Annotated in this window: 8 protein-coding genes and 1 pseudogene; 5 read left to right on the top strand and 4 right to left on the bottom strand. The window is 73.4% G+C overall.

Annotated features, from left to right (window positions below; all coding sequences use genetic code 11):
* Nucleotides 1–26: 26 nt before the first annotated feature.
* The 4 genes and pseudogenes from OHA37_RS40900 to OHA37_RS36155 form a co-directional block, all read left to right on the top strand.
* Nucleotides 27–1,913 (top strand): annotated as a pseudogene (locus OHA37_RS40900) (non-ribosomal peptide synthetase); the annotation flags it as partial.
* A 9-nt stretch (nt 1,914–1,922) separates the two neighbouring features.
* On the top strand, nt 1,923–4,286 hold the full coding sequence (locus tag OHA37_RS40895) for an MFS transporter (RefSeq protein WP_443046351.1): 2,364 nt from the start codon (nt 1,923–1,925) through the stop codon (nt 4,284–4,286).
* Nucleotides 4,283–7,648, top strand: coding sequence for an amino acid adenylation domain-containing protein (locus tag OHA37_RS36160; RefSeq protein ID WP_266911832.1), 3,366 nt, complete (start codon nt 4,283–4,285; stop codon nt 7,646–7,648). The genes OHA37_RS40895 and OHA37_RS36160 overlap by 4 nt, the downstream gene beginning before the upstream one ends.
* On the top strand, nt 7,608–10,838 hold the full coding sequence (locus OHA37_RS36155) for an AMP-binding protein (RefSeq protein ID WP_266911830.1): 3,231 nt from the start codon (nt 7,608–7,610) through the stop codon (nt 10,836–10,838). Before OHA37_RS36160 ends, OHA37_RS36155 begins: the two co-directional genes overlap by 41 nt.
* A 90-nt stretch (nt 10,839–10,928) precedes the next feature.
* Here the strand turns inward: OHA37_RS36155 and OHA37_RS36150 are convergent, their stop codons facing one another.
* The 4 genes from OHA37_RS36150 to OHA37_RS36135 form a co-directional block, all read right to left on the bottom strand.
* A complete protein-coding gene (locus OHA37_RS36150) occupies nt 10,929–11,666 on the bottom strand; it encodes a CAP domain-containing protein (protein WP_266911828.1) in 738 nt (245 codons plus the stop codon).
* A 466-nt stretch (nt 11,667–12,132) separates the two neighbouring features.
* Nucleotides 12,133–12,942: a polysaccharide deacetylase family protein gene (locus OHA37_RS36145; protein WP_266911826.1), complete on the bottom strand. Its 810-nt coding sequence runs from the start codon at nt 12,940–12,942 to the stop codon at nt 12,133–12,135.
* A gap of 376 nt (nt 12,943–13,318) precedes the next feature.
* Nucleotides 13,319–13,747, bottom strand: a complete 429-nt coding sequence (locus OHA37_RS36140; protein ID WP_266911824.1) for a hypothetical protein — start codon at nt 13,745–13,747, stop codon at nt 13,319–13,321.
* Between the two features lie 650 nt (nt 13,748–14,397).
* Nucleotides 14,398–14,760: a transglycosylase family protein gene (locus OHA37_RS36135; RefSeq protein ID WP_323182395.1), complete on the bottom strand. Its 363-nt coding sequence runs from the start codon at nt 14,758–14,760 to the stop codon at nt 14,398–14,400.
* Nucleotides 14,761–15,428: 668 nt separating this feature from the next.
* Between OHA37_RS36135 and OHA37_RS36130 the strand changes: the two genes are divergently transcribed.
* The gene (locus OHA37_RS36130; RefSeq protein WP_266911822.1) at nt 15,429–16,643 is read left to right on the top strand and encodes a 4-hydroxybenzoate 3-monooxygenase; all 1,215 of its coding nucleotides are present in this window, start codon (nt 15,429–15,431) and stop codon (nt 16,641–16,643) included.
* Nucleotides 16,644–16,704: the final 61 nt, after the last annotated feature.

The raw sequence follows: 16,704 nt of genomic DNA, 5'->3' as shown, positions 1-16,704 counted from the left end.
CCTGGGCCACCGGCCCCGCGCTACCGGTGGACGGCCCCGCCACGCTCACACAGGCGCTGGCCGAGGCGGCGGCCCGGACGCCCGAGGCGCCCGCACTGGTCTTCGAGGACCGCACGCTGACCTACGGCGGCCTCGACCGGCGCGCCAACGCGATGGCCCGGCGCCTGCGGGCGCTGGGCGTGGGTGCGGACGACCGGGTGGCCGTCTGCCTGGAGCAGTCCCCCGAGCTGGCGGTCGCCCTGGTCGCCGTGCTCAAGGCCGGTGGCGGCTACCTGCCGCTCGACCCCGAGCAGCCCCCCGCGCGGCTCGCCCGCCTGGTCGCCGATTCCGGAGCCAAGGTCCTGATCACCGACGCCGTGCTGCGACCGCGGTTCGGCGACCACCCGGCCGTCGATCTGCTGACCGGCGACACAGGCGCCGACATCGGCGACGGTGACGGGGGCGACGCGGACGACGCGGCGGAGTGGGACGGAACGCCGCTGGAGGAGGTCTCGGGCGCCGACCACCTGGCGTACGTGATCTACACCTCGGGCTCCACCGGAGCACCCAAGGGCGTCGCCGTGCAGCACCGCCAGATCCTCAACTACCTGGCGGGCGCGGGCGATCGGCTGCGGATCGAGCCCGGGGGCTCCTTCGGGCTGCTTCAGTCGCTCTCCTTCGACTTCAGCATGACGATGCTCTACCTGGCGCTCACGACCGGCGGCCGGGTGCACCTGCTGCCGCGCCGGATCGCGGGCGTGGAACTGGCCGCGGAGATCGAGCGGGCCGGCATCGACCACCTGAAGATGACCCCTTCCCACCTGGCCGCGCTGACCGCCGACGTACCGCTGGAGCGGCTCCTGCCGCGCCGTACGCTGGTCCTCGGCGGCGAGGCGAGCAGCTGGTCCTGGGCGGCTGGGATCGCCGCACTGGGCCGTTGCGCGGTGTTCAACCACTACGGGCCGACCGAGGCGACGGTGGGGATCACCGTCCACGAGGTCACCGCCGACGGCCTGAACGCGCCGGGCAGCACCCCGATCGGCAGCCCGCTCGCCGGCGCGCGCTGCTACGTGCTGGACGAAGCCCGCAACCCCGTTCCGCCGGGCGTCACCGGTGAGCTGTACCTGGGCGGGGACCGGCTGGCCCGGGGCTACCTCGGGCGGCCGGACCTGACCGGCGAGCGGTTCCTGCCCGATCCGTACGCCGCCCCCGCCGGAGCGGAACCGGCCGTAGCGGAACCGGTAGAAGCGGAAGCGGCCGGAGCGGAGCCGTCCGCGGCCGACCCGTACGGCGCGGGCCCAGGGGGTGCGGCGACCGGCGGCCCGCGGATGTACCGCACCGGCGACCTGGCGCGCTGGCGCGCGGACGGAACCCTGGAGTACCTCGGCCGCGGCGACGACCAGATCAAGGTCCGCGGCTACCGGGTCGAGCCCGGCGAGATCGAGGCCGCGCTGACCGCGCTGCCCGGGATCACCCAGGCGCTGGTCATGGCCCGCGGCGAGGGCGTCAAGCAGAACCTCGTCGCCTACCTGGAACGCCCCGCCGGCGGCGAACCTCCGGCCGCCGCCGAACTGCGCGCCGTGCTGGGCGAGGTGCTGCCGGACTACATGGTTCCGGCCCGCTACGTGGTGCTGGAGCGGCTGCCGCTGCTCGCCCACGGCAAGGTCGACCGGAAGGCGCTGCCGGCGCCTGCGGACGGCCCGTCCGCAGGCGGCCACGTAGACCCCGAGGAGGGGACCGAGCAGGTGATCGCCGCCATGTGGGCGGACCTGCTGGACCTCCCCCGGGTCGGCGCACTGGACGACTTCTTCGAGCTCGGGGGCCACTCCCTGCTCGCCACGCAGGTGGTGGCCCGGATGCGCCGGGCCTTCCCCGACCTGGCCACCCCGGTCGGCGTGATGGACCTCTTCAAGTACCCGACGGTCCGCCGGCTCGCCGAACTGGTGGCCACGCCCGAGGCGGACCGCGGACCGCGCCGGCTGCTGCACCTGCTCACCCCCGAGCGCCGCAAGGCGGCCGCCACCGTCGTCTGCGCCCCCTACGGCGGCGGCAGCGCACTGATCTACAAGCCGCTCGCCGACGCCATGCCGGCGGACTGGGCCCTGCACTCCATCGCCGTCCCCGGCCACGAGCTGGGCGAGGAGGCGATGGACATCGACGAGGTCGCCCGGCTCTGCGCCGAGGAGATCGTCGCGAACGTGGCCGGACCTCTGGTGCTCTACGGGCACTGCGGGGTCGGCGTCCGGCTGACCGTGGAGATCGCCCGCCGGGTGGAGGCGTCCGGCCGGGAGATCGACGCCGTCCACCTCGGGGGGATCTTCCCCTTCGCCCGCCCGAAGGGCCGCGGCGCCGCGATGGCCGAGCGCTTCGCCGAGCTGGCCGCCCGCCTGCGCAGCGACCAGGGCATGATCAACGCCCTGGCCTCGGCGGGCCTGGACGTGGACGAGGTCGACGAGGAGCAGCTGCGGCTGATCGTGCACAACCGCCGGGTCGGCACCAAGGGCGCCGAGCGCTACTTCGGCGAACTGTACGAGAGCGAGGGCGGCGCCATCTCGGCGCCGGTGATCGCCGTCTGCGGCGACCGCGATCCGGCGACCGAGTTCTACCAGGAGCGGTTCCGCGAGTGGCACCGGATCACCGGGACCGCCGCCGTGGTGGTCCTGGACGAGGCCGGGCACTTCTACCTCAAGTACCGCGCCGAGGAGTTGGCCGACATCCTGACCGGGGTGCACCGCTCGATCGCCGCCGGCGAGGAGGCGCGGCACGGGCCCACCGCCGACGCCACCTGGTGGCTGGCCGGCCTCTCCCGCGACACCACCGGAACGGATCCGGCTCTCGCGCCGGGACACGTTCCGGAACCCGAGCCTGGACACGTTCCGGCACCCGAGCCTGGACGCGTTCCGGAACCCGAGCCGGCGCCCGGGAAGCCGGGCGCATCCCGCAGGGCACGCGAGCGCCGCCCCGTCCGCCCGACCATGGGCCGGTTCCTGGCCATCGCCACCGGCCAGCAGCTCTCGATGATCGGCTCGGCGCTCACCGAGTTCGCCCTGCCCATCTGGATCTACCTGCAGACCGGCTCGCTGTTCCAGCTCGGCATGCTCGCCGCCTTCGGCCTGGTGCCCGGCATCGTGGTCGCCCCGCTGGCCGGCGCCATCGTCGACCGCGGCGACCGCCGCCGGGTGATGCTGTGGGGCGACGTCGCGGCCGGCCTGACCCAGGCGGCCCTGCTGGTGCTCTACCTCAGCGGCTCGCTGGAGATCTGGCACTGCTACGTGATGATCTCCCTGCTCTCCGCCGCACTCGCCTTCCAGCGCGTCGCCTGGGGCTCGGCGGTACCGCAGCTGGTGCCCAAGCGCTTCCTCGGACGCGCCAACGGTGTGGTCCAGATGGCCCTCGGCCTCGCCCAGTTCCTCGTACCGCTCATCGCGGTCGGCATCCTGCACGTGATCGGCCTCGGCGGCATCCTGGTCTTCGACGTCGTCAGCTACCTGATCGCCACCGGGGTCACCCTGGCGGTGCGCTTCCCCGACGTGATGGCCGCCACCCGCCGCGAGAGCGTCGGCGCCGAGATCCGGGCCGGCTTCCAACGGGCCCTCGGCAGCCGCCACTTCAGAGCCATGCTGTTCTGGTTCGCGGCGCTGAACATCTTCCTCTCACCCCTCTTCCTGCTCATCACCCCGCTGGTGCTCTCCTTCTCCTCGACCGCCGCGGCCGGCTGGGTCTCCACCGCGGCCGGCCTGGGCGCGGTCCTCGGCGGCCTCACCCTGCTGGTCTGGGGAGGCCCGCGCCGGATGCGCCTGCGCGGAGTCCTGTTCGCCACCCTCGGTCTCGCCGCCGCCTGCGTCGTCACCGGCCTGCGGCCCTCGGTGACCGTGGTCGCCGCGGGCGCGTTCGGCATGACCTACGGTCTGGCGCTGCTCAACGGCATCTACGCCACGGTCATCCAGACGAAGGTGCCCATGCGCTTCCACGGCCGGGTGATCGCGGTGAACACCCTGGTCGCCTGGTCCACCCTGCCGATCGGCTTCGCCCTCGTCGCCCCGGCCGGCCCCGAGCTGCTCCAGCCCCTGATGGACGAGGGCGGCGCGCTGGCCTCCAGCGTCGGCGCGCTCATCGGCACCGGTGACGGGCGCGGCATCGGCCTGCTCTACCTGGTGTTCGGCCTCGCCATGGCCGCTCTGGTCCTGATCAGCCTCTGCATCCCCGTCCTGGCCCGCTTCGACCGGGAGGTCCCGGACGCCGAGTCCGACGACCTGATCGGCCTGGAGACCCTGCGGGCCCGCGCGAAAGGCGAGACGAACGCATGACTTCCCCGATCCCCACTCCGACGCCGACTCCGGCCCCGACTCCGGCCCCGGCCCCGATCGCCCGCCATCCGCTGACCGACGAGCAGCGCCGCCTCTGGTTCCTCCAGCAACTCGCTCCCGAGGACGCCGGGTTCAACATGTACCTGAACCGGCGCTGGAGCGGTCCGATCGACCCGCGGGCCCTGAGCGCGGCCCTCACCCGGCTCACCGAGAGGCACCAGGTGCTGCGCACCCGGTTCGCCCTGGACGGCGAGCATCCCGTCCAACTCGTGGAGCCCGTACGGGAGGTCGTACTCACCCTGGTCCCGATACCGGACACCGCCGAGGAGTCCTTCACCGCGGCCTGCGCCCCCTTCGTCAACGCCCCCTTCGACCTGGGCGAGCGCCCGCCGCTGCGGGTCGTCCTGGTCAGCGCCGGCGAGCAGGAGCACGCCCTGAGCGTGGTGGTCCACCACATCGTCTCCGACGGCTGGTCCTTCACCGTGCTGTGGCGCGAACTGCTCGCGCTGTACCGCGAGGAGATCGGCGAGGGGCGGGCCGAACTGCCGGAGCTCAAGCTCCAGTTCGGCGAGTTCGCCCTCGCCGAACGGACCAGGCTGGACGGCGGCGCGGCCGAGCAGGCTGTCCATCACTGGAGCGAACGACTGGCCGGTGTCAGCGCCCTGCGGATGCCGCTGGACCACCCCAGACCCGCCGAGCCCACGCACCCGGCCGGCTTCGCCGACCTCGCCCTCGACCCCGGCCTCGTCGCCGGACTCGACGCCCTGGCCCGCGAACAGCGCTGCACCCCCTTCATGGTGCTGCTCGCCGCCTACCAGAGCGTGCTGGCCCGCTGGAGCGGCTGCTACGACTTCGCCGTCGGCACCCCGCTGGCAGGCCGTAACGAGACCGCCCACGAGGCCCTGCTCGGCTACTTCTCCCGCACCGGGGTGATCCGCGCGGACCTCACCGGCGAGCCCGATTTCCGTACGGTGCTGCGCCGGGTGCGCTCCGCCACGATGGCCGCGCTGAACCATCAGGACATCCCGGTCGAGCGGGTGGCCGCCGAACTGGGACTGCCCGTACTGCCCGGCGTCGGCCCGCTCTACCAGGCGGTGTTCGTCCACCAGAGCCAATACGAGCTGGCCGGCGCCGACGAGCGGACCTTGCTGCCCACGGGCGTCCGGACGGCGGACATGGACTCCGGTTTCGACCGGGCCAAGACCGATCTGCTGTTGGACAGTTGGCGCACCCCGGACGGCGGGATGACGCTGTCGTTCTGCTTCGACCGGGAGCTCTTCGAGCGCGCCACGGTCGAGGCCCTGGCGCGCCGGGTCCGCGACCTGCTCACCCGGGCCGTCGTGGACGTGGAGGTCGCGCTGCACGGCGACTGGCTGCCCGCCCCCGAGGAGCGCGCCGCGCTGCTCGCTCTCGGCGCCGGACCCGCCGTCGCCGAGGACGCGCTCCCGATCCTGCTCGGCTTCGCCGGTCAGGTCGCGGCCCATCCCGACGCCCCCGCTCTGGAGTGTGCCGGCCGCGTCCTCACGTACGTCGAACTCGACCGCTCGTCTGATGAGTTGGCCCGCCGACTGGGCCCGGTGGCCGGCCGCGCCGTGGGCGTCCGGATCGAGCCTTCCTTCGAACTGGTCACCGCCCTGCTGGCCATCTGGAAGGCCGGCGCCGGCTACCTGCCGCTGGACCCCGCGCACCCCGACGAGCGCCAGCGGCTGATGCTCGGCGAGGCGGAGGCCGCCCTGCTGCTCACCGGAGGCGAGCGTCCGGACCTGGGAGTCCCGGTACTGGACGTCCGGGTACGGGAAGTCCCGGCACCGGATGTCCCCGTACAGAAGGCCGGCGATCCGAGGACCGAGACCGGGCAGGCCGGGCCCGCGGGCATCGAGCCGGGGCGCACGGCTCCCGCGGGGACCCCGCTGCCCGGAAGCGCCCCGGACGGCCTCGCGTACGTGCTCTACACCTCGGGTTCCACCGGCACCCCCAAGGGCGTCGCCATCGAGCACGCCTCCCTGGCCGAACGCGTCCGGTGGATGGCCGGACCGGAGGGCTACCGGCTCCGGCCGGGCGACCGGATCGTCCAGTTCGCCTCCATCGGCTTCGACACCCATGCCGAGGAGATCTGGCCCGCCCTCACCGCGGGCGCCTGTGTCGTCCTGCTCCCCGGCGGCGGCCGGATGCTGCCCGACCTGCTGCGCAGCGAGGCCGGACGGTCCGTCACCGTACTCGACCTGCCGACCGCGTACTGGCAGGAGCTGGTGTCCCTCGGTGAGCAGACCCCGTGGCCGCCGGCGCTGCGCCTGGTGGTCCTCGGGGGGTCCGAGGCGCAGGCCGTCGCCCTCGCCCAGTGGCGGGAGCTGCACGGTGACGCCGTCCGGCTGGTCAACACCTACGGCCCGACCGAGGCCACCGTCATCGTCACCGCGGGCGAGCTCGCCGGCGGTCCCGGCGGCGACGTAGCTGCCCGCCCGGGTCGCGGGTCCGCCGCCGATCGGCGCCCGCCGCTCGGGCGTCCGCTGCCGGGGGTGCGGCTCTACCTCCTGGACGAGCGCGGCAGCCTGCTGCCCGCCGGCTCCGAGGGCGAGCTGTACATCGGCGGCAGCGGCCTCGCACGCGGCTACTCGGCCCGGCCCGACCTCACCGCGGAGGCGTTCCTCCCGGATCCGTTCACCGACGCCCCGGACGGCCGGATGTACCGCACCGGCGACCGCGCCCGGTGGCGCGCCGACGGGCAGCTGGAGTTCCTCGGCCGCGCCGACGGTCAGGTGAAGATCCGCGGATACCGGATCGAGCCCGCCGAGATCGAGGCCGCCCTCACCGCCCATCCGGCGGTCGGCCGGGTGGCCGTGCTGGTCCGCGACGGCCGCCGGCTGATCGCGTACGCCGTCCTTCGGCCGGCCGCCGGACACCGGTCCGAAGCCGCGCCGGGGGCGGGCGAACTGCGCGAGTTCCTGGCGCTGCGGCTGCCGGCCTTCATGGTGCCGGACTCCGTGCTGCTGCTGGACACCCTCCCGCTGACCACCAACGGCAAGCTCGACACCACGGCCCTGCCCGACCCGGACCCGGCGGGCGGCGCCGCAGGATACGTGGCGCCCCGCAGCGATGCGGAGGCCCTGGTGGTCGAGCTCTGGCAGGAGGTGCTCGGCCTACCGAAGGTCGGCGTACTGGACGACTTCCTCGCCCTCGGCGGGGACTCGCTCCTGGTCACCCGGGTCGCCGCGCGCATCCGGGCCGGCGTCGGTCTCGACGTGTCGATCCGCGACGTCTTCGAGAGCCCCACCCCGGCAGCCCTGGCGGCCCGGATCGAGGCCCTGCTGGTCGCGGAGATCGATGCCCTCAGCGAGGAGGAGGCCGCCGCCCACCTGGACTGATCCTGCCCGCCCCGTCCCTGAACACTCCCCACGAATCACACCGGAGCCCGCCATCGCCACCACCCTGCCACCCGCCGCGACGACCGTCCCGGAGCTCCTCGACGCGCGGGCCGCCGAACACCCCGACCACCTCGCGCTGCAGGTCGTCGGCGGCGGGGAACTCAGCTACGGCCGTTGGCGCGAGGAGGCGCTGCGCGCCGCCGTCGGGCTGGCCGCCGCCGGGGTCGGACCGCAGGACCGGGTGGTGCTGCGGTTCTCCAACGCCCGCTGGGAGCGGTACGCGGTCGGCTTCCTCGCCGTCCAGTACGCGGGCGGGGTACCGGTCCCGGTCCGTGAGGACCTGTCGGAGGCCGATGCCGCCGCCCTGGCCGCACTGGCCGGAGCCGGCACGGTCCTGCGGGACGGTGACGACGAGGGAGAGGGAGAGGGTCAGGAGCGCGTAGGCGGCCTGCCCACCATTCCGGGACTGGTGGACCTGCGGCTGGACGACCTGCTGGCGGCGCACCCCGAGCCGCCGGCCGGTCCGCCGCACCGGGTCGGCCCGGCCGACCCGGCCCAGGTGATCGGCACCTCCGGCACCACCGGCGCGCCCAAGGGCGTGCTCGCCGCGCACGGAAACCTGACCGCGGGCCTGGACGCCCGCCCCCGCCGCCGCGCCTACGCACACTCGCGGTACGCCCTGCACGCCTTCCCGATCGGGACCAACGCGGGCCAGGTGATGCTGCTGGGCGCGCTGACCGCCGCGCCCACGCTGCTCAGCCTGCCGCGCTTCGACGCGGACCGGTTCGGCGGCGCGGTCGAGAAGTTCGGGATCGGCACCGCCTTCCTGGTGCCCTCGATGGCGATCGAACTGGTCAACGCGGGCACCGCGGGACGGTACGACCTGAGCAGTCTGCGCCTGGTCAACTCCTCCGCCGCCGCACTGCCCGTACCGGTGGCGGCCGCGCTGGCCGCGGCGTTGCCGGGCGCGACGCTGGTCAACACCTACACCTCCGCCGAGGCCTCGCCCGCGCAGATCTCCACCGTGGTCGACACCCGCCGCCCCGGCTCGCTGGGCCGCCCGGCGAACCCCGGTGACCTCCGGATCCTCGACGCGGACGGGCTGCCGCTGCCCGCCGGGCAGGCCGGCGAGGTCTGGCTGCGCCAGCCCGGACCGCCCCGCGGCTACCTGGGGGCCGCTGCCGAGAGCTCCCGGGTGTTCCAGGACGGCTGGGTACGGATGGGCGATGTCGGCCGCCTCGACCCGGACGGCTACCTGTACCTGGTCGACCGGGAGAGCGACGTCATCAAGAGCGGTGCGCTGAAGGTTTCCACGCTGCGGATCGAGGAGGTCCTGCACGAGCACCCCGCGGTCGCCGACGCGGCCGCGCTCGGCCTCCCGCACCCCGTGATGGGCGCCGTCCCGGTGGCGGTCGTGGTGGCCGGGCCCGCCGGTCTGGACCTGGACGAGCTCCGGCTGTTCCTCAGCGCCCGGTTGAGCCGGCCCGAACTGCCGGTCCGGATCCTGCTCGCCGGCGACCTGCCCAGGAATCCGAGCGGCAAGGTGCTCAAGCACCGGCTCCGCCCGCTGTTCGACGCACCCGCGGAGTCCACCGGTACCGCGGTCGCCCCGTCCTCCCCTACGGAACTGCGGCTGGCCGGACTCTGGCGGCGCCTGCTCGGCCGGCCGGTCACCGACGTGGCGGCCGAGTTCTTCGCGCTCGGCGGCGACTCGTTCCGGGCCGTCCAGCTCGCCACCGGCATCAGCGGCGAGTTCGGGGTCCGGGCGAGCACCGCCCTGGTCTTCGAGCGGCCCTCGCTGCGCTCCCAGGCCGCTTGGCTGGACCACCCCGACCGGCGGCGGAATGCCGCTGACGGCGGGGCTGCCGGAGAAGCTGCCGGAGAAGCTACCGGGACGGAAACGGCCGTGACCCCCTACCTGGCCGCGCTCCGTGCGCAGCCGCACGCCGTCGCGCTCACCTCGCAGCAGGAGAACTTCTTCCGCTGGATGGCCGAGGCCCCCGGGCGGGACGCCGGCGCGGTGACGGCACTGTTCCGGGTCACCGACCGGCTCGAACCGGAGACCCTCGGCCGGGCGCTCACCGAGGCGGTCCGGCGCCATCCGGCGCTGCGGACCCGGTTCGAGGCGGCGGGGGAAGGCGTCGTACGGGCGGTGCTGGACGAGGAGCCCCGGGTGCGGATCACGCTGACCCGGGCCCCGGGGGCCACGGACGCGGAGGTCGACGCCCTGCTGCTGGTCGAGCGCGACCGTCTCACCGACCTGGCCCGCGACCCGATGGCGCGCCTTCTGGTGGTCAGCCGGTCGGAGACCGACCACGTGGTGCTGGTCGCGGTGCACCACATGGTCTCCGACGGCTGGTCGGTCGGTGTGCTGCTGGCCGACCTCGGGGTGTTCTACTCGGCACTGCGGCGGGGCCGGTCGGCGCCACCGGCCCGCTCGGGCCCCGGCTACCAGGAGTTGGTGGACTGGGCGAACGCGCACTGGCCGGCCTCACGGGCCCACTTCCAGGCCGCGCTGGCCGGGGCGCCGGAGGCCGTCGAGCAGTTCGCCGGCCGCCGCGCGGTGGACGAAGTGCTCACCCAGGCGCACGAGTTCGAGGTACCGGCCGCACTGGCCGAAGCCCTGCGGGCCCGGGCTGCCGAGCTGGGCGCCACTCCCTTCCTGGCCGTCACGGCGGCCTGGACCGGACTGCTGGCGAGCCGCAGCGGCCGCCCCGACCTGGTGGTGATGACCCCGGTGCCCGGCCGCCCGCGCCCGGAAGCCGAGCGGACGGTGGGCTGCTTCGTCCAGTCGCTGCTGCTGCGTGTGGACGCGAGCGGCGGACCTGGTTTCGCCGAGCTGGTAGACCGGCTGCGGGCGGTCTACAGCGAGGCACTGGACCACCAGCTGTACCCGTTCGCCGAGTTCAGTCCGTCCGTGCCCTTCGCGGCCTGGCTCCGCTACGAGGCGTGGGCCGCGCCCGCCCAACTGCCCGGCCTGGCCTGCGCACCCTGGGAACTGCCGCGCGGGAGCACCGTCCCCTGGCCGCTGCCGGGCGGCGACCGGGGGGTGCCCGAGCTGACCGTGGTCGAGCAGCCGGACGGCGGCCTGCGGTGCTGGCTGCAGTACAACGCGCTGGCCTTCGACCTCCCGGTGATCACCGAACTGGCCGCGGAGTTCACCGCGGCACTGACCGCGGCCTGCGGATGACCCGCTGCCGGCGCCGGTCGGGGAGTCCCTGACCGGCGCCGGCAGCGCCGCCTTCGGAGAGCAAGGGGATCCGGATCAGGGGGATCCGGATCAGCGGGTGGCGCCGAAGTCCTGTGTCCAGTAGTGACCGGGCTGCGCGAGGCCGATGCCGATCTCCTTGACGTTGCAGTCGAGGATGTTCCGCTTGTGCCCCGGGCTGTTCATCCAGCCGTCCATGACCTTGGCGGCGGTGTCGTAGCCGTACGCGACGTTCTCGGCGTACGTCCTCCACTGGTACCCGGCGCGGGTGATCCGCTGACCCGGGTCGGAGCCGTCGGAGCCGGTGTGGGACATCTGCGAGTGGGCGGCCATGTCCTCACTGTGGTCCTGCGCGGCCTTCGTCAGCTTCGCGTTGACGGTCAGCACGGGGCACCCGACCGTGGCCCGCTCCTTGTTGACGAGCGCGAGGACCTCGGCCACCGCACCGGAGGGTGCCGCGGAGTCCGAGGGCGCGGGGGTCCCGGCCGGCTCGGCGGGCGGCTGGACGACCGGGGGCTGGACGGCCGGCTGCTCGACGATCTCGGCGGGGCCGCCGGGCTGAACCGGGACCTCGACGGGCTGCTGCGCGCCAGGGTCTCCGTAGGGGTCGCCGTAGGAGTCTCCATGGAGGTCGCCGTGGGAGTCGGCGTCCCAGGGACCGCCCTGCTGCTCGGCTGCGACGGGCCGCATCGGGCCGGTCGCCTGGGGGTCGAGGCAGGCCATGGCGGTGGTGGGGACGGCCACGAGGGCCAGTACTCCGACGGCGACGGCTATTTTCCTTTGGTGCGTCTTCTTACGGTGCTTCTTCATGCGGGACCTCACTCGGTGATCGCGAAGCTCCCGGCGCCGGACCGCACGGGCGCCGGAGGACCGGAGGAGTCGCCATTCTTAGAAGCCCTCCGACGGCCTGGCAAGCGACCGCCGCTCAGCCCCGCGGGACGCTCGGGCCATGGCTTGAAACGGCCGGAAGATCGTGCATTCCCCCGTCGCCGCCACTCCGGCACCCGCCTGGCCCGCCGACAGAATCCCTCCCCGTCAGCCCTGTTGGCGACGAGAAAACCGGAGGGTCAGATTCCATTTCTGGTGGAGTACGGCATGTCAAGGCCAAACAGTGACATAGCGCGAAATGTCGCGAGGTGCAGGATCACCGAGGAGGCCACCGAGGCGCCGTGCGGGCCGTGCGGGTCGTGATGCATATCACGGCCCGGAGGAGGAACCGCACGGCGTTGCCATCGCCGCGCCGCACTCGTCGAGCGGGTACCCGCGCATCGCGGATCTACGGGGTGGCGAGCTTCGGAAAGGTGAAGGTGTAGCCCCGCGCCGTGAGCCACGGCAGGTATTCCTTGAGCGCCGCGACCGTCTCGCTGCGGTCTCCGCCCCCGTCGTGGAAGAGGACCGTCGGCTGCGCGGGCAGGCTTCCCTCCACGGTGGCGACGATCGCCGGCAGGCCCGGCCTGCTCCAGTCCTTGGGGTCCACGCTCCAGCCCAGCGGCCGCATCCCGCTCGCGGCGGCTATCGCACGGCTGTCCGGGGTGAAGGCGCCCCCGGGAGCGCGGTAGTAGCGGACGGCGACCCCCGGCGCCGCCTGCTCGATCATGGACTTGCCATCGATGATCTGCTGCCGCTGGTACGCGACGGGCTTGTGGTCCATGGTCACGTCGTGGTCGACCGAGTGGTCACAGAGACTGTGCCCCTCGGCGGCGACCGCCCGCACCAGGTCCGGGTACTGCTGCGCGCGGGTTCCGATCATGCAGAAGGTGGCCTTGACGTGGTTCTCCCGCAGCACCTGGAGGACCTGGGGCGTCCAGCGCGGATCCGGACCGTCGTCGATGGTGATGGCGATGTCGTGACCGGGGCCCTGCGCCAGCCGGGAGATCCCCAGCGGCACCTGAGCCGGGCCGTAGGCGCTCACGGCTGACGCGGGGCCCGCCGCGGACCGCCCGGCCGATCCGTCGGCCGGGGCGGCCGGGCCGCTCGGGGCGGCGAAGGCGGATGCGCCGGCGGCCGCCGACAGGACGAGGGCGGCGGCAGCCGCGACGACGGATCCCGCACGAAGACGGCTTGCGGAACTGCGGGTGATGCCCATGGAGGCGCTCTTCCTTCGGACTCGGCCCCCCGGTCTCCCACTCCTGCCGGTCCAGGCTAGGCCGTCCGATGCGGCGCCGTCCTCCCCCGATCGGCCCATACGGAGGCCCGGCGCGGACGGGACGTACGACCCGCTCCAGCGCCGGTGCGCAGCAGGACCCGGCCGGGGCCTCCTCGTCCCCGGCCGGGTCCTGTCTTCGGCTCCCCTGGGGAGCCGGCGTTGCTGTCGGACAACTCGGGCCACTGCCCGCCACCGACCCGCGTACGGGCCTGCGACCTCCTCGGCCGCACTCTGCGTGACCGGCCGGCGGCACCGGGTGCCCGCTCCTGGCGGAGCGGGGTGCCCGTGCCGCGCCCGGCCCGGTGCTACCTCCGGGTCAGCCGCACTGCAGGCCGGTCTGGGCGCTCGCGACGGCCGTGTCGAGCTTCTGCAGGTCCGGGGTGAGCTTGGCGAGGACCTCGGCGCCGGTGGTGTCGCCGGGCAGGTCCTCGTACGTCTTCTTCACGTCGTCGGCGGCATACTTGACCGCGTCCTTCTGGGCGGCGTTGAACTGCGCCGTGGACTCGGCGACGGTCTTCCAGTCTTCCTGGACGGCGTTGTGCGCGTCCTTGATCTGGTCCTTGGTGGCTGTCGCCGGGTCGAGCGTGCGCAACTTCGCGTTGTCGGCCTTGAGTTCGGTCAGACTGCTGCACAGCTTCGTGGTCGCGTCGTCGGTGGGCCCTGCGGCGAAGGCCGAGGCTGCCCCACCGCCCACGAGAAGCGCTGCGGCGGCCGTGCTCACGGCCGTGGCGAGAAGTCGGTTCATCTGTGATGCACCCCTTCGGGGAAGACGCCCCCCGGTCCAGCCCCCACTCGTACCAAGCTGACACAGGCCCCCCGGGCCCGCATCCGCACACCGCACCCCCACACCCTCGGAATTCCGAATGAAACCGCAGGTCAACCACGGTGCACGGCCAGCCCGACGGTGCCGATTCCACAGACCTCGCGCATACGGCAGCCCCGGTCGGGACGGGGCCGCCCCGACCGGGGCAACCCGGCCCGTGCCGACGGGCTCGGCACGTACCGGAGCCGTCGGCCGACGCCGTCGGCCGGAGCCGTACAACGGGGCAGGCGGGCGCCTGCGCGCACTGGCGCCTGCTGGTGGACACGGCAGTCCGATACATGCCGTACGTGTTGATCGGCAGCGGGCGCCGCGCGGGAAACTCATCGCGCCGGGGAAGCCGTTCGCGGAACTTCCGGGTGTCGAACCGGTCGACGGCCTCGCCATCCGACGTGCACCGGTCACCGGCTCCGGGACACGCGATGGGCCGACGATGACGGCTGGTGAACTACCTCCCCCGAGCGGTGAGTTAGCGATGGCACCACCGACGATGGAGCACCAAGAGCCGACCTGGCGGGCGTCCGGTCGACACAGCTCCAACAGAGCTGCGGAGCCGCTCTGTTGGAGCGCTCCCGTCAGCGGCGTCGTGCGCAGGTCCAGGCCCCCATTCCCTGGATCTTGGCGAGCCTCCTCGCCACCGCGATCTGCTCCGCCTTCGTGGCGAGGTCAGCGCGTGGTGCGTACTTGCGGCCTCCCGCCGCCTTCCAGCTCGACTGGGTGAACTGCAATCCGCCGTAGTGGCCGTTGCCTGTGTTCGCACGCCAGTTGCCTCCGGATTCACACCGGGCGATGGCATCCCAGTCGGGGCCCTGTTTGGAGTGCACCGCGGCGGCGTGAGCCCCGGAAGCATCCAAGAGCGGAACTGCCAACACCATGACCAGGACGAGCAGTTGACCGAACCTGCTCCGCCTTCGCCGGTCCTTCGGATAGCTCGACATCAGTCCTCCTTCGCTGTTGGGGCCAGACCTGCCGCGAACAGCGGGCGGGCCCGCGTACGACCGTGTTCGGGTCGTGGCCACAGCACAGCACGGACCGGTGTACTTCCAGGCGCACTTACCACCGGCGAGGGGGCAACGCCACCCGAACGGACGCTCTACGGCCCTCACACAGGCGCGATCACCCTCCGATAGCGGCCGGATCGAGGCCTTGCCGCTTCGCCGACCGGGCGCCCAGATCCCATCGATGCTCCCCACGGCAGGATTCCGATGGCCGCGACGGAAGCCAACACGGAGGCCCGAGGGAGCGGAAGCTCGGAGAGCACACAGCCGCACGGGTGGTGCACGTCGTGCGGGCCGGCGTCCCGGCCGCGTAGTGGCGAGGGGGGGAAAGCCACTACGCGGCTCGGGCCGCTCGGGAGTCCCACGCCGCTCACCGCCGCGGACTCCCTGTCCCGCTTATGGCCCGTTCCGCGCGGCCCAAACGGCCAAGGCGAAAGCTTTTTCCCAGCACTCACGACGTCCCGCCCACCCCCCGGCCGGGCCGACCGGAGCCCTCCGACCCACCCCCCACGGGCACCGACGGGTTTTCTGACGATTTTCACCCTATTGCTGCATGCGGGTTACTCGTGATCTTCCTCATGATTTTCCGTGCCTATGATTCCCGCGCCATGACAGAAAGTCAGAATCTTCCAGGATTACGGGCATCGGCCGATGTGCTCGTGCTCGGCGCCGGCCCCGCCGGCTTGGTGCTCGCCAACCTCCTGCTCGCCGCCGGGATCGACTGCGTCGTTCTCGAGCGCGCCGACCGCTTACACGTCCAGACCCGGGCCCGGGCCGGCTTCCTCGCTCCGAACACCGTACGGATCCTGGACCGCCACGGCCTCGCCGACGGCTTGCACCGGCACGGACGCACCCACGGTGTGTGCGAGTTCCGTACCGGGGACGGCAGCTTCCGCCTCGACTACGGCTCCCTGGGACGGGCCGAGCAGCACACCGTCTATCCGCAGCAGAACCTGGTCACGGACCTCCTGACGCACTACCTCGACGCCGGTGGCAGGATCCACTTCGCGACCGAGGCGCTGGCGGTCCACGACGCCGACGGCCCCCGGCCGTACGTCACCGCCCGGGAGCCGGACGGCCGCCCCGCCCGATGGGACGCCCGGTACGTCGCCGGCTGCGACGGCCGCCACGGAGCGTCCCGCCGCTCGCTGCCGCCCGACGCGGTCCGCCACCACCACGACCTGGGCGTGAGCTGGCTCGGTCTGCTCGCCGAAGCTCCGCCGAGCATCGACGCCGTCGGGTACGCCGTCCACGACCGCGGCTTCGCCGGCCACATGGCGCGCAGCCCGCAGGTCACGCGGTACTACCTCCAGTGCCGGCGCGGCGCCCCGGCCGACGCCTGGTCCGAGGAGCGGATCTGGGACGAACTCGACCTGCGGATGCGCGCTGCGGAGCACGGTCCGCTGCGCAGGGGGCCGATCATCGAGCGCGGCGTCGTCGACCTCGCGTGCGACGTGGTCGAACCGCTGCGGCACGGCTCGCTCCTGCTCGCCGGAGACGCCGCGAGCCTGACCGCGCCGGCCGCCGCGAAGGGCGCGAACCTCGCCGTACTGGAGGCGGAGATCCTGGCCGGAGCGCTCGCCGAGACCCTCGCCACGGGAGACGGCACGGCCCTCGACCGCTACTCGGCGCAATCCCTGGCGCGCATCTGGCGCGCGCAGGAGTTCACCCAGTGGATGACGGGGCTGCTGCACACGATCCCGGCCCCGGACCAGTCAGGCGGATCGTTCTTCCAGGCTTCCCTGCGGCGCGCCCGCCTCGACTCCCTGCGCACCTCCCGCACCCACCAGGACTGGTTCGCCGAGAACTACGTCGGCATGTGACCGCCCCTCTTCCCCGCACCGCCCCTCTTCCCCGCACCGCCCTCCCTCTCTCCCGCGACCA

Origin of the sequence: Streptomyces sp. NBC_00335 (assembly GCF_036127095.1) — a bacterium.
In the GTDB taxonomy this organism is placed as follows: Bacteria; Actinomycetota; Actinomycetes; order Streptomycetales; family Streptomycetaceae; genus Streptomyces.
Note: the sequence above shows the minus strand (reverse complement) of the source record. Positions and strands in the feature narration are given on the sequence as shown.

Bases quoted from the DNA above. Each gene is read 5' to 3' on its own strand.
- OHA37_RS36160 (WP_266911832.1), top strand. From the start codon at position 4,283: ATGACTTCCCCGATCCCCACTCCGACGCCGACTCCGGCCCCGACTCCG.
- OHA37_RS36155 (WP_266911830.1), top strand. From the start codon at position 7,608: ATGCCCTCAGCGAGGAGGAGGCCGCCGCCCACCTGGACTGATCCTGCC.
- OHA37_RS36150 (WP_266911828.1), bottom strand. From the start codon at position 11,666: ATGAAGAAGCACCGTAAGAAGACGCACCAAAGGAAAATAGCCGTCGCC.
- OHA37_RS36145 (WP_266911826.1), bottom strand. From the start codon at position 12,942: ATGGGCATCACCCGCAGTTCCGCAAGCCGTCTTCGTGCGGGATCCGTC.
- OHA37_RS36140 (WP_266911824.1), bottom strand. From the start codon at position 13,747: ATGAACCGACTTCTCGCCACGGCCGTGAGCACGGCCGCCGCAGCGCTT.
- OHA37_RS36135 (WP_323182395.1), bottom strand. From the start codon at position 14,760: ATGTCGAGCTATCCGAAGGACCGGCGAAGGCGGAGCAGGTTCGGTCAA.
- OHA37_RS36130 (WP_266911822.1), top strand. From the start codon at position 15,429: ATGACAGAAAGTCAGAATCTTCCAGGATTACGGGCATCGGCCGATGTG.